At 44.8% G+C, this 14,351-nt stretch carries 7 protein-coding genes, 2 tRNA genes and 2 rRNA genes; all 11 read left to right on the plus strand.

What is annotated here, in order from left to right; all coding sequences use genetic code 11:
* The 11 genes from dnaA to NSQ52_RS00055 all read left to right on the plus strand — a co-directional run bounded on the left by dnaA (nt 1) and on the right by NSQ52_RS00055 (nt 14,349).
* Nucleotides 1-1,341, plus strand: coding sequence for a chromosomal replication initiator protein DnaA (gene dnaA / locus NSQ52_RS00005; protein ID WP_342473793.1), 1,341 nt, complete (start codon nt 1-3; stop codon nt 1,339-1,341).
* Nucleotides 1,342-1,537: 196 nt separating this feature from the next.
* Nucleotides 1,538-2,674, plus strand: a complete 1,137-nt coding sequence (gene dnaN / locus NSQ52_RS00010) for a DNA polymerase III subunit beta (RefSeq protein WP_008347596.1) — start codon at nt 1,538-1,540, stop codon at nt 2,672-2,674.
* 150 nt (nt 2,675-2,824) lie between these two features.
* Complete coding sequence (gene yaaA / locus NSQ52_RS00015; protein WP_008347598.1) at nt 2,825-3,040, plus strand: S4 domain-containing protein YaaA; 216 nt, start codon at nt 2,825-2,827, stop codon at nt 3,038-3,040.
* Nucleotides 3,041-3,056: 16 nt separating this feature from the next.
* On the plus strand, nt 3,057-4,169 hold the full coding sequence (gene recF / locus NSQ52_RS00020; RefSeq protein WP_007497487.1) for a DNA replication/repair protein RecF: 1,113 nt from the start codon (nt 3,057-3,059) through the stop codon (nt 4,167-4,169).
* 17 nt (nt 4,170-4,186) lie between these two features.
* The gene (locus tag NSQ52_RS00025) at nt 4,187-4,432 is read left to right on the plus strand and encodes an extracellular matrix/biofilm biosynthesis regulator RemA family protein (protein WP_008360920.1); all 246 of its coding nucleotides are present in this window, start codon (nt 4,187-4,189) and stop codon (nt 4,430-4,432) included.
* 57 nt (nt 4,433-4,489) lie between these two features.
* Nucleotides 4,490-6,406 carry a DNA topoisomerase (ATP-hydrolyzing) subunit B gene (gyrB, locus tag NSQ52_RS00030; RefSeq protein ID WP_342474122.1) on the plus strand — a complete coding sequence of 639 codons (1,917 nt, stop codon included), beginning with the start codon at nt 4,490-4,492 and terminating at the stop codon, nt 6,404-6,406.
* 233 nt (nt 6,407-6,639) lie between these two features.
* Nucleotides 6,640-9,144: a DNA gyrase subunit A gene (gyrA, locus tag NSQ52_RS00035; protein ID WP_017359864.1), complete on the plus strand. Its 2,505-nt coding sequence runs from the start codon at nt 6,640-6,642 to the stop codon at nt 9,142-9,144.
* A 364-nt stretch (nt 9,145-9,508) separates the two neighbouring features.
* Nucleotides 9,509-11,057 (plus strand): 16S ribosomal RNA (locus tag NSQ52_RS00040).
* A gap of 96 nt (nt 11,058-11,153) precedes the next feature.
* Nucleotides 11,154-11,230 (plus strand) — tRNA-Ile (locus tag NSQ52_RS00045).
* 14 nt (nt 11,231-11,244) lie between these two features.
* Nucleotides 11,245-11,320, plus strand: a tRNA-Ala gene (locus NSQ52_RS00050).
* Between the two features lie 98 nt (nt 11,321-11,418).
* Nucleotides 11,419-14,349, plus strand: a 23S ribosomal RNA gene (locus tag NSQ52_RS00055).
* The 16S and 23S rRNA genes sit together here with 2 tRNA genes alongside, the layout of an rRNA operon.
* Nucleotides 14,350-14,351 lie beyond the last annotated feature (2 nt).

Here is a 14,351-nt window from a genome sequence, read left to right on the forward strand (position 1 = left end):
ATGGAAAATATTTTGGATCTGTGGAATAAAGCACTTCAAAAAATAGAGACAAAATTGAGCAAACCTAGTTTTGAAACATGGATGAAGTCCACTAAAGCCCATTCTCTTCAAGGAGATACGCTGACTATTACTGCACCTAATGAATTTGCGAGGGACTGGCTCGAGTCAAGATACCTTCACTTAATTGCAGATACCATCTATGAACTGACAGGCGAAGAGCTCAGCATCAAATTTATCATTCCTCAAAATCAGGACGAAGAGGTAGCCATGCCAAAATCTCCAATCAAAAAAATGTCGAAAGAAGAACCCGTTGAAATTCCACAAAATATGCTGAATCCAAAATATACATTTGATACTTTTGTTATTGGTTCAGGCAACCGTTTTGCTCATGCAGCTTCACTTGCAGTCGCAGAAGCACCAGCAAAAGCATATAACCCGCTTTTTATTTATGGGGGCGTTGGTTTAGGAAAGACTCACTTAATGCATGCGATCGGTCATTACGTCATCGACCATAATCCATCAGCCAAAGTGGTCTATCTATCATCTGAAAAATTTACAAATGAATTTATCAACTCAATCCGGGACAACAAAGCAGTCGATTTCCGTAATCGCTATCGGAATGTAGATGTGCTTTTGATAGATGATATTCAATTTTTAGCAGGAAAAGAACAAACACAAGAAGAGTTTTTCCATACATTCAACACACTTCACGAAGAAAGTAAGCAAATCGTCATTTCTAGTGACCGGCCGCCAAAGGAAATTCCGACACTTGAAGACAGATTACGCTCTCGATTCGAATGGGGCTTAATTACAGACATTACCCCACCAGATCTAGAAACGCGTATTGCGATCTTACGTAAAAAAGCAAAAGCAGAAGGTTTAGACATTCCGAATGAAGTCATGCTTTATATTGCCAATCAAATTGACAGCAACATTCGGGAACTGGAAGGTGCTTTGATTCGTGTTGTTGCTTACTCTTCTTTAATCAATAAAGACATCAATGCAGATCTAGCAGCTGAGGCGCTAAAGGACATCATTCCATCGTCGAAGCCAAGGGTCATTACAATTAAAGATATTCAAAGAATTGTAGGGCAGCAATTTAATATTCGTTTAGAGGATTTCAAAGCGAAGAAACGTACGAAGTCAGTTGCTTATCCAAGACAAATTGCCATGTATCTCTCTAGAGAAATGACCGACTCCTCTCTGCCTAAAATAGGAGAAGAATTTGGAGGTCGTGATCATACGACTGTCATTCATGCTCATGAGAAGATTTCGAAATTAATGGTTGAGGATGAACAGCTTCAGCAGCATGTCAAAGAAATAAAAGAACAATTAAAATAACCTAGCTGATATAATAAGTACGGGAAAATGTGAATAACTAGAGCATAGTCATACACAGTCTGTCCACATGTGGATAGGCTGTCTTTCCTTTCTTTCTACTGACTTATCCACATATTCACAAGCCCTACTAGTACTTCTACGATTTTTATTAAATAAATATATATACATGTCATTAAGAAAAATTAGGAGGACCACTATGAAATTCACGATTCAAAAAGATCGTCTTGTTGAAAGTGTCCAAGATGTATTAAAGGCCGTATCCTCTAGAACAACGATTCCTATTTTGACAGGGATTAAAATTGTTGCATCTGATGAAGGGGTTTCTCTCACAGGGAGCGATTCTGATATCTCAATCGAATCTTTTATTCCTCAAAGAGATGGAGACTTAGAAGTCATTACAATTGATCGACCAGGAAGTATTGTGCTGCAAGCCCGCTTCTTTAGCGAAATCGTTAAGAAACTGCCTATGTCTACAGTCGAAATTGAGGTAGAACAAAATCATCTGACCATCATCCGCTCTGGTTCAGCAGAATTTAATTTAAACGGCTTAGATGCTGAAGAATATCCGCATCTGCCACAAATTGAAGAGCATCATGCTTTTCAAATTCCAACAGATTTGCTTAAAAACCTTATCCGTCAAACGGTTTTCGCAGTGTCCACCTCAGAAACACGACCTATCTTGACAGGTGTAAACTGGAAGGTTGAAAAAGGTGAATTAATATGCACAGCAACGGATAGCCATCGTCTTGCTTTAAGAAAAGCGAAGTTGGATATTAACGAGGAAAGCTCGTACAATGTGGTCATTCCAGGAAAGAGTTTAACAGAGCTAAGTAAAATTCTTGATGATGGACAAGATCTTGTGAGCATCGTCATTACGGAGACACAGGTTCTCTTTAAAGCACAGAACGTGCTATTCTTCTCAAGGTTGCTGGATGGTAATTACCCAGATACAGCTCGCCTCATTCCGCAAGAAAGTAAAACAGATGTAGTGGTGAATACGAAAGAATTCCTTCAAGCGATTGATCGCGCATCACTTTTAGCAAGAGAAGGGCGTAACAACGTGGTGAAGCTTTCTGCTGATCCTGCGCAAAGCCTTGAAATCTCTTCTAACTCGCCTGAAATCGGTAAAGTAGTTGAAACGGTGCAAGCAGATGACATTAAAGGGGAGGATCTCAAAATCTCTTTCAGTCCGAAATATATGCTTGATGCTTTAAAAGTATTAGAGGGAACAGAGATTCATGTCAGTTTCACTGGCGCAATGAGACCATTCCTATTACGCACGCCAAATGATGATTCCATTTTGCAATTGATTCTTCCAGTTAGAACGTATTAATTTGGTCTAAAATGGCTGCTGTGTGAGCGCACAGCAGCTTTTTTCCTCGTTTCCTCAGCTTTCTTTCATCCCAGTTCGCTTTCCCCCTTTCCTTCTTGTCTTGTTTTTTAGTACAATTAGATATTAGTGATATTGAAAGAGGTCGATACAATGCCTAATCTGATAACGATTGAAACAGAAATGATTACATTAGGGCAGTTTTTGAAATTAGCGGAAGTCATTCAATCTGGTGGAATGGCGAAGTGGTTTTTAAGTGAACATGAGGTGTTCATCAATCAAGAGCCAGATAATAGACGGGGACGCAAATTATACCCAGGTGATGTTGTCGAGATAGAAGGTCACGGCACATTTCAAGTTGTGAATTAGAAACGGGTGACAATACATGTACATTCAAAGTCTGGCGTTAACTTCATACCGAAACTATGAACACACCGAGCTTCAATTCGACAATAAGGTGAATGTGATGATTGGTGAGAACGCCCAAGGTAAAACGAACCTGATGGAAGCGATCTATGTATTGTCGATGGCAAAGTCTCATCGTACGTCAAATGATAAAGAACTTATCCGATGGGACGAAGACTATGCTAAAATAGAAGGTAGAGTCATCAAAAAAAATGGTCCACTCCCCATGCAGCTCGTGATCTCAAAAAAAGGAAAAAAGGGCAAGGTCAATCACATTGAACAACAGAAACTCAGTCATTATGTTGGTGCCTTGAACACCATCATGTTTGCACCAGAGGATCTCAGCCTTGTGAAAGGTAGCCCGCAAATCCGCAGAAGATTCCTCGACATGGAGATTGGACAAGTGTCTGCTGTCTACTTGCATGATTTATCGCTCTATCAAAAAATCCTCACTCAGCGAAATCATTACTTGAAACAATTGCAAACAAGAAAGCAAACGGATCAAGCGATGCTAGAGATTTTAACAGAGCAGTTGATTGATGCGGCAGCGAAGGTTGTCAAAAGACGACTGACTTTTACGAAACAGCTCGAAAAATGGGCGCAGCCGCTGCATTTTGGGATTTCAAGAGAGCTGGAAACGCTCACGCTCCAATACCAGACGGCCATAGAGGTATCAGAAGCGTCAGACTTGTCGAAAATAAAAAATAGCTATGAAGAATCGTTTCAGAAACTAAGAGACAGAGAAATAGACCGAGGGGTGACGCTATGGGGGCCTCACAGAGATGATCTTCTTTTCTTTGTGAATGGTCGGGATGTTCAGACATATGGCTCTCAAGGGCAGCAAAGAACAACAGCTCTTTCACTAAAGCTGGCAGAAATTGATCTGATTCATGAAGAAATCGGTGAATACCCAATTCTTCTGCTCGATGATGTTTTATCTGAACTTGATGATTACAGACAGTCTCATTTGCTCCATACCATTCAGGGACGTGTACAGACCTTTGTCACCACTACGAGTGTTGAAGGCATCGACCACGCCACCCTGAAAGAAGCGGAAATTTTCAGAGTAGCCAGTGGAAAAGTAATTGACTGATAAATGAGGTGTGAGTCTTGTATATTCATTTAGGTGATGATTGTGTTGTTTCTACACGAGAGATTGTCGCAATTGTTGATTACAAAATGAGGTCATCTTCTGTTGTAGAGGAATTTCTTCAAAAACAAGAAGAACAAATCATTTCGTTGTCACAAGGGACACCCAAATCCATCGTCGTCACAACTGAATCCGTGTATTACTCTCCTCTTTCCTCAAGCACGCTCAAAAAACGTGCTTCATTTGTGATTGAAATTGAAGTCTAAAAGCTCAATTCATATAAATATATCGTTTAAGAAAAGTGTAGGTGAATGTACGTGGCAATGGAACAGCAACATAATAGTTATGATGAAAATCAGATACAGGTGCTCGAAGGACTAGAAGCGGTTAGAAAACGTCCAGGAATGTACATTGGGTCAACTAGTGCAAAAGGACTTCACCATCTTGTATGGGAAATTGTCGACAACAGTATTGATGAGGCTTTAGCTGGTTATTGTACAGACATTACAGTGCAAATTGAAAAAGATAATAGCATCACAGTGAAAGATAACGGCCGCGGAATTCCTGTTGGGATTCACGAAAAAATGGGACGTCCTGCTGTAGAAGTGATTATGACGGTTCTTCACGCTGGTGGTAAATTTGACGGCAGCGGTTATAAAGTATCTGGCGGTCTGCACGGTGTAGGGGCATCTGTTGTTAATGCGTTATCTACGACCTTAGACGTGACTGTATACCGTGATGGAAAAATTCATTATCAACAATTCAAACGCGGTGTTCCAGTTGGAGATTTAGAGATCATTGGTGAAACAGATGTAACAGGGACAACCACTCATTTTGTGCCAGATCCAGAAATTTTCACTGAAACCATTGAATTTGATTACGACACACTTGCTAACCGTGTACGTGAGTTAGCTTTCTTAACAAAAGGCGTCAACATCATCATTGAAGACTTACGTGATGGCAAAGAGCGAAGAAACGAATACTGCTATGAAGGCGGTATTAAGAGCTATGTAGAACATTTGAATCGCTCGAAGGAAGTCGTTCATGAAGAACCAGTTTACATCGAGGGTGAAAAAGACGGAATCACAGTTGAAGTTGCACTGCAATACAACGATTCCTATACAAGCAATATTTATTCTTTCGCCAACAACATCAACACATATGAAGGCGGATCACACGAAGCTGGCTTTAAAACCGGTCTGACGCGTGTCATCAATGATTATGCTCGTAAAAATGGCGTATTCAAAGATGGAGACTCGAATTTGAGCGGAGAAGATGTACGAGAAGGCTTGACAGCCATTATCTCTATCAAACATCCAGACCCTCAATTCGAAGGGCAAACGAAGACAAAGCTCGGTAACTCAGAAGCAAGAACCATTACCGACTCCCTCTTCTCCGAAGCACTTGAGAAATTCCTCTTAGAGAACCCTGATGCTGCAAAGAAAATTGTGGAGAAAGGTGTGATGGCAGCTCGTGCAAGAATGGCTGCCAAAAAGGCACGTGAGCTGACAAGACGTAAAAGTGCACTGGAAGTCTCTAGCTTGCCTGGGAAACTGGCAGACTGTTCTTCTAAAGATCCATCCATCTCTGAGCTTTATATCGTAGAGGGAGATTCTGCGGGCGGATCTGCTAAGCAAGGTCGTGATCGACATTTCCAAGCGATCTTACCGTTAAGAGGGAAGATCCTAAACGTTGAAAAAGCACGACTAGATAAAATTTTATCTAACAACGAGGTTCGTTCAATGATTACAGCGCTAGGGACCGGAATCGGAGAAGACTTCACTTTAGAGAAAGCACGTTATCACAAAATTGTGATCATGACTGATGCTGATGTTGATGGAGCGCATATTCGGACGCTACTCCTAACATTCTTCTATCGCTACATGCGTGAAATCATTGAAAACGGTTATGTGTATATTGCACAGCCGCCTTTATATAAAGTGCAGCAAGGAAAGCGTGTTGAATACGTGTATAACGATAAACAGCTAGATGAACTGTTAAAAACACTGCCTCAAACACCGAAACCTGGACTTCAGCGTTATAAAGGTCTTGGAGAGATGAATGCTACTCAGCTTTGGGAAACAACAATGGATCCTGATGCGAGAACACTTCTTCAAGTTACACTTGAGGATGCAATCGATGCTGATGAGACTTTTGAAATGCTAATGGGAGATAAAGTAGAGCCGAGACGTAACTTTATCGAAGAAAATGCACAATACGTAAAAAATCTTGATATTTAGATAGGTATCCCCCCTTGAGAGCAACCTTATTTCTTGTTTGGAATAAGGTTGTTTTTCAAGAAACAGGGGCGTGAAACGAATGTCCTGGTTTTCTGCGTTTCGTTGATTTTCTAGTAAATAAATGTGTATAAAGGCAAGATTATTGATATAATGGAGAATAGTCTTGTGAAGATAAATACATATTTACTCCCACATAATTTATTTCATGTGATACGTAAAGGGAGGTTCTTATAGTGAGTGAACAACATACACCAAATGTACGCGAAGTGAATATTAGCCATGAAATGCGTACGTCCTTTTTAGATTATGCAATGAGTGTTATTGTTTCGCGTGCATTACCAGATGTGCGAGACGGATTGAAGCCCGTGCATCGAAGAATTTTGTATGCGATGAATGACCTAGGTATGACAAGTGATAAACCATTTAAGAAATCTGCACGTATCGTTGGGGAAGTTATCGGTAAGTACCACCCTCACGGTGATAGCGCTGTATATGAAGCGATGGTTCGGATGGCGCAAGATTTCAACTATCGTAATATGCTGGTTGAAGGGCACGGGAACTTTGGTTCTGTCGATGGAGACGGTGCAGCAGCCATGCGTTATACCGAGGCACGTCTTTCTAAAATTTCGATGGAGATCCTGCGTGATATCACAAAGGACACCATTGATTATCAAGATAACTACGATGGCAGTGAAAGAGAGCCAGTCGTTATGCCTGCTAGGTTCCCAAACTTATTAGTGAACGGGGCAACTGGAATTGCTGTAGGGATGGCAACGAATATCCCGCCTCACCAACTAGGTGAAGTGATTGATGGGGTATTGGCAATTAGTCAAAATCCTGAAATGACGACACAGGAACTAATGGACATCATTCCAGGTCCAGACTTCCCAACTGCTGGACAAATCATTGGCCGAAGCGGTATTCGTAAAGCGTATGAAACAGGACGCGGCTCTATTACATTACGTGCAAAGTCAAATATCGAAGAAACATCTAGTGGTAAGCAGCGCATTATCATCAATGAGATTCCTTACCAGGTTAACAAAGCTCGTTTGATCGAAAAAATCGCTGATCTTGTCCGTGATAAAAAGATTGATGGCATTACAGATCTTCGTGATGAATCTGACCGTAATGGAATGAGAATTGTCATTGAACTACGAAGAGACGCAAACGTCCATGTTCTATTAAACAATCTTTATAAACAAACGACACTTCAAACGTCCTTCGGTATTAACTTGCTTGCACTTGTTGATGGACAGCCGAAAGTGTTGTCTCTCAAACAATGTCTTGAATATTACCTTGAGCATCAGAAAGTGATCATTCGTCGAAGAACGGCGTATGAATTGCGTAAAGCGGAAGCAAGAGCTCATATTTTAGAAGGCTTAAGAATTGCGCTTGATCACTTAGATGAGGTCATTGCCTTAATTAGAGGCTCTCAAACTGCTGAAATTGCAAGAAATGGTTTGATGGAAAACTATAGCTTGTCTGAAAAACAAGCACAGGCCATTCTCGATATGCGACTCCAGCGTTTGACTGGTTTAGAAAGAGAGAAAATAGAAGATGAATACAAAGGGCTTGTTGAATTGATTGCTGAATTGAAAGCCATTCTAGCAGACAATGAGAAAGTTCTAGAAATCATTAGAGAAGAATTAACAGAAATCAAAGAACGCTTCAATGATACGCGTCGCACAGAAATTGTGACAGCGGGTATAGAAACAATCGAAGACGAAGATTTGATTCCTGTTGAAAATATTGTGATCACACTGACTCATAATGGTTATATTAAGCGCCTGCCTGCATCAACATACCGCAGTCAAAAAAGAGGCGGTAAAGGTGTACAAGGAATGGGAACCAACGAAGATGATTTCGTTGAACAGCTGATCTCAACATCTACGCACGATACGATTCTCTTCTTCTCTAATAAAGGGAAGGTCTATCGAGCGAAGGGCTATGAGATCCCTGAATTCGGACGAACAGCGAAAGGGATTCCGATTATTAACCTTCTTGAAGTAGAAAAGGGAGAGTGGATAAACGCCATTATTCCAGTCAGCGAATTTGATGAAGATTCGTATCTCTTCTTTACAACAAGACACGGTGTATCAAAACGAACGTCATTGTCTCAATTTGCAAACATCCGTAACAACGGTTTGATTGCACTCAGCCTGCGTGATGAAGATGAATTGATGGCTGTTCGTTTAACCAATGGTGAAAAACAAATCATCATCGGAACGAAAAAAGGAATGCTCATTCGTTTCGACGAGACAGATGTTCGTGAAATGGGACGTACAGCAGCTGGAGTTAAAGGGATCACACTTTCTGAGGATGACATCGTCGTTGGAATGGAAATCCTTGAGCCAGATGCAAATGTATTGATCGTAACTGAAAAAGGTTATGGTAAATTAACGCCTGAAAAAGAATATCGTGTCCAAAGCCGTGGTGGTAAAGGTCTGAAAACGTGCAAGATCACTGACAACAACGGTCCGCTTGTTGCAGTGAAGGCGACTAACGCTGAAGCTGAAGAAGACTTGATGATTATCACAGGCAGTGGTGTCATCATTCGTATGGCCGTTTCAGATATCTCCACAACAGGCCGAGTCACTCAAGGTGTCCGTCTGATCCGTCTAGGTGATGATGAACATGTCGCTACAGTGGCATTAGTAGAACAATCACCAGAAGACGATGAAGAGAATAGTGAAGAAAACGTAGAAAATGTAGAGTCAGATCAAGAGCAATCTGAGTAAAAATAAAGCCGGTTTTTCACCGGCTTTATTTTTTTTTGAAAAAACATGATTTTTTTTGAAGTTTATAATGCTTTTTTCATAGATATGTGTTAATCTTTCAAAGGAGCAAAAAGAGGCTCTATTTTTTATCTCTTTCATAACAAAAACTTCTTAAAAAAATAAAATGTTTTTCAAGAAAAATGTTGACTATTGATAGAGATATATGATATATTTAAGTGGTCGCTTTGAGAGAGTGACAAACAAGTTCTTTGAAAACTAAACAAGACAAAACGTACCTGTTAATTCGAGTTTTTATAAAAAAATCCTATGATACATCATAGGTAGTCAGTCAAACTGGCGAAAAGCAAAACTTCGGTTTTGTACTTTTTCGGAGAGTTTGATCCTGGCTCAGGACGAACGCTGGCGGCGTGCCTAATACATGCAAGTCGAGCGGACAGAAGGGAGCTTGCTCCCGGATGTTAGCGGCGGACGGGTGAGTAACACGTGGGTAACCTGCCTGTAAGACTGGGATAACTCCGGGAAACCGGAGCTAATACCGGATAGTTCCTTGAACCGCATGGTTCAAGGATGAAAGACGGTTTCGGCTGTCACTTACAGATGGACCCGCGGCGCATTAGCTAGTTGGTGAGGTAACGGCTCACCAAGGCGACGATGCGTAGCCGACCTGAGAGGGTGATCGGCCACACTGGGACTGAGACACGGCCCAGACTCCTACGGGAGGCAGCAGTAGGGAATCTTCCGCAATGGACGAAAGTCTGACGGAGCAACGCCGCGTGAGTGATGAAGGTTTTCGGATCGTAAAGCTCTGTTGTTAGGGAAGAACAAGTGCAAGAGTAACTGCTTGCACCTTGACGGTACCTAACCAGAAAGCCACGGCTAACTACGTGCCAGCAGCCGCGGTAATACGTAGGTGGCAAGCGTTGTCCGGAATTATTGGGCGTAAAGGGCTCGCAGGCGGTTTCTTAAGTCTGATGTGAAAGCCCCCGGCTCAACCGGGGAGGGTCATTGGAAACTGGGAAACTTGAGTGCAGAAGAGGAGAGTGGAATTCCACGTGTAGCGGTGAAATGCGTAGAGATGTGGAGGAACACCAGTGGCGAAGGCGACTCTCTGGTCTGTAACTGACGCTGAGGAGCGAAAGCGTGGGGAGCGAACAGGATTAGATACCCTGGTAGTCCACGCCGTAAACGATGAGTGCTAAGTGTTAGGGGGTTTCCGCCCCTTAGTGCTGCAGCTAACGCATTAAGCACTCCGCCTGGGGAGTACGGTCGCAAGACTGAAACTCAAAGGAATTGACGGGGGCCCGCACAAGCGGTGGAGCATGTGGTTTAATTCGAAGCAACGCGAAGAACCTTACCAGGTCTTGACATCCTCTGACAACCCTAGAGATAGGGCTTTCCCTTCGGGGACAGAGTGACAGGTGGTGCATGGTTGTCGTCAGCTCGTGTCGTGAGATGTTGGGTTAAGTCCCGCAACGAGCGCAACCCTTGATCTTAGTTGCCAGCATTCAGTTGGGCACTCTAAGGTGACTGCCGGTGACAAACCGGAGGAAGGTGGGGATGACGTCAAATCATCATGCCCCTTATGACCTGGGCTACACACGTGCTACAATGGACAGAACAAAGGGCTGCGAGACCGCAAGGTTTAGCCAATCCCACAAATCTGTTCTCAGTTCGGATCGCAGTCTGCAACTCGACTGCGTGAAGCTGGAATCGCTAGTAATCGCGGATCAGCATGCCGCGGTGAATACGTTCCCGGGCCTTGTACACACCGCCCGTCACACCACGAGAGTTTGCAACACCCGAAGTCGGTGAGGTAACCTTTATGGAGCCAGCCGCCGAAGGTGGGGCAGATGATTGGGGTGAAGTCGTAACAAGGTAGCCGTATCGGAAGGTGCGGCTGGATCACCTCCTTTCTAAGGATATATGGAGCAGCGTACGTTTTTCGTCTTGTTTAGTTTTGAAGGAACTTGCAAAAGATCCTACAACATCATATCTTCGATATGAAAGATGGGCCTGTAGCTCAGCTGGTTAGAGCGCACGCCTGATAAGCGTGAGGTCGGTGGTTCGAGTCCACTCAGGCCCACCATCTTCTATTAAATCGGGGCCTTAGCTCAGCTGGGAGAGCGCCTGCCTTGCACGCAGGAGGTCAGCGGTTCGATCCCGCTAGGCTCCACCAACGTGTTCTTTGAAAACTAGATAACAATAAGTAATACATTCACATTGAATGCAATGCAAAGTTCATCACACATAGTGATTCTTTCTAAAGTAAGAAATGGTTAAGTTAGAAAGGGCGCACGGTGGATGCCTTGGCACTAGGAGCCGATGAAGGACGGGACGAACACCGATATGCTTCGGGGAGCTGTAAGCAAGCTTTGATCCGGAGATTTCCGAATGGGGAAACCCACTGCTCGTAATGGAGTAGTATCCATACTTGAATACATAGAGTATGAGAAGGCATACCCGGGGAACTGAAACATCTAAGTACCCGGAGGAAGAGAAAGCAAATGCGATTCCCTGAGTAGCGGCGAGCGAAACGGGAACAGCCCAAACCAAGAGGCTTGCCTCTTGGGGTTGTAGGACACTCTATACGGAGTTACAAAGGAACGATATAAGCGAAGAGGTCTGGAAAGGCCCGCCAAAGAAGGTAACAGCCCTGTAACTGAAATGTTGTTCTCTCCAGAGTGGATCCTGAGTACGGCGGAACACGTGAAATTCCGTCGGAATCCGGGAGGACCATCTCCCAAGGCTAAATACTCCCTAGTGACCGATAGTGAACCAGTACCGTGAGGGAAAGGTGAAAAGCACCCCGGAAGGGGAGTGAAATAGATCCTGAAACCGTGTGCCTACAAGTAGTCAGAGCCCGTTAACGGGTGATGGCGTGCCTTTTGTAGAATGAACCGGCGAGTTACGATCCCGTGCAAGGTTAAGCAGAAGATGCGGAGCCGCAGCGAAAGCGAGTCTGAATAGGGCGCATGAGTACGTGGTCGTAGACCCGAAACCAGGTGATCTACCCATGTCCAGGGTGAAGTTCAGGTAACACTGAATGGAGGCCCGAACCCACGCACGTTGAAAAGTGCGGGGATGAGGTGTGGGTAGGGGTGAAATGCCAATCGAACCTGGAGATAGCTGGTTCTCTCCGAAATAGCTTTAGGGCTAGCCTCAAGGTAAGAGTCTCGGAGGTAGAGCACTGATTGGACTAGGGGCCCCTACCGGGTTACCGAATTCAGTCAAACTCCGAATGCCGATGACTTATCCTTGGGAGTCAGACTGCGAGTGATAAGATCCGTAGTCGAAAGGGAAACAGCCCAGACCGCCAGCTAAGGTCCCAAAGTATACGTTAAGTGGAAAAGGATGTGGAGTTGCTTAGACAACCAGGATGTTGGCTTAGAAGCAGCCACCATTTAAAGAGTGCGTAATAGCTCACTGGTCGAGTGACTCTGCGCCGAAAATGTACCGGGGCTAAACGTATCACCGAAGCTGCGGACTGTTCTTACGAACAGTGGTAGGAGAGCGTTCTAAGTGCAGTGAAGTCAGACCGGAAGGACTGGTGGAGCGCTTAGAAGTGAGAATGCCGGTATGAGTAGCGAAAGACGGGTGAGAATCCCGTCCACCGAATGCCTAAGGTTTCCTGAGGAAGGCTCGTCCGCTCAGGGTTAGTCGGGACCTAAGCCGAGGCCGAAAGGCGTAGGCGATGGACAACAGGTTGATATTCCTGTACCACCTCCTCACCATTTGAGCAATGGGGGGACGCAGGAGGATAGGGTAAGCGCGGTATTGGATATCCGCGTCCAAGCAGTTAGGCTGGGAAATAGGCAAATCCGTTTCCCGTGAAGGCTGAGCTGTGATGGCGAGCGAAATTTAGTAGCGAAGTTCCTGATTCCACACTGCCAAGAAAAGCCTCTAGCGAGGTGAGAGGTGCCCGTACCGCAAACCGACACAGGTAGGCGAGGAGAGAATCCTAAGGTGATCGAGAGAACTCTCGTTAAGGAACTCGGCAAAATGACCCCGTAACTTCGGGAGAAGGGGTGCTTCTTAGGGTGTTAAAGCCCCGAGAAGCCGCAGTGAATAGGCCCAGGCGACTGTTTAGCAAAAACACAGGTCTCTGCGAAGCCGTAAGGCGAAGTATAGGGGCTGACGCCTGCCCGGTGCTGGAAGGTTAAGAGGAGCGCTTAGCGTAAGCGAAGGTGCGAATTGAAGCCCCAGTAAACGGCGGCCGTAACTATAACGGTCCTAAGGTAGCGAAATTCCTTGTCGGGTAAGTTCCGACCCGCACGAAAGGCGCAACGATCTGGGCACTGTCTCAACGAGAGACTCGGTGAAATTATAGTACCTGTGAAGATGCAGGTTACCCGCGACAGGACGGAAAGACCCCGTGGAGCTTTACTGCAGCCTGATATTGAATGTTGGTACAGCTTGTACAGGATAGGTAGGAGCCTTGGAAACCGGAGCGCTAGCTTCGGTGGAGGCATCGGTGGGATACTACCCTGGCTGTATTGACCTTCTAACCCGCTGCCCTTATCGGGCAGGGAGACAGTGTCAGGTGGGCAGTTTGACTGGGGCGGTCGCCTCCTAAAATGTAACGGAGGCGCCCAAAGGTTCCCTCAGAATGGTTGGAAATCATTCGCAGAGTGTAAAGGCACAAGGGAGCTTGACTGCGAGACCTACAAGTCGAGCAGGGACGAAAGTCGGGCTTAGTGATCCGGTGGTTCCGCATGGAAGGGCCATCGCTCAACGGATAAAAGCTACCCCGGGGATAACAGGCTTATCTCCCCCAAGAGTCCACATCGACGGGGAGGTTTGGCACCTCGATGTCGGCTCATCGCATCCTGGGGCTGTAGTCGGTCCCAAGGGTTGGGCTGTTCGCCCATTAAAGCGGTACGCGAGCTGGGTTCAGAACGTCGTGAGACAGTTCGGTCCCTATCCGTCGCGGGCGCAGGAAATTTGAGAGGAGCTGTCCTTAGTACGAGAGGACCGGGATGGACGCACCGCTGGTGTACCAGTTGTTCTGCCAAGGGCATCGCTGGGTAGCTATGTGCGGACGGGATAAGTGCTGAAAGCATCTAAGCATGAAGCCCCCCTCAAGATGAGATTTCCCATTCCGCAAGGAAGTAAGATCCCTGAAAGATGATCAGGTTGATAGGTCTGAGGTGGAAGCGTGGTGACACGTGGAGCTGACAGATACTAATAGATCGAGGACTTAACCTATA

Origin of the sequence: Bacillus sp. FSL W8-1141 (assembly GCF_038593205.1) — a bacterium.
Classification (GTDB): domain Bacteria; phylum Bacillota; class Bacilli; order Bacillales; family Bacillaceae; genus Bacillus; species Bacillus altitudinis.

Coding starts and splice junctions, on each gene's coding strand:
- dnaA (WP_342473793.1), top strand. CDS start 1: ATGGAAAATATTTTGGATCTGTGGAATAAAGCACTTCAAAAAATAGAG.
- dnaN (WP_008347596.1), top strand. CDS start 1,538: ATGAAATTCACGATTCAAAAAGATCGTCTTGTTGAAAGTGTCCAAGAT.
- yaaA (WP_008347598.1), top strand. CDS start 2,825: ATGCCTAATCTGATAACGATTGAAACAGAAATGATTACATTAGGGCAG.
- recF (WP_007497487.1), top strand. CDS start 3,057: ATGTACATTCAAAGTCTGGCGTTAACTTCATACCGAAACTATGAACAC.
- gyrB (WP_342474122.1), top strand. CDS start 4,490: ATGGAACAGCAACATAATAGTTATGATGAAAATCAGATACAGGTGCTC.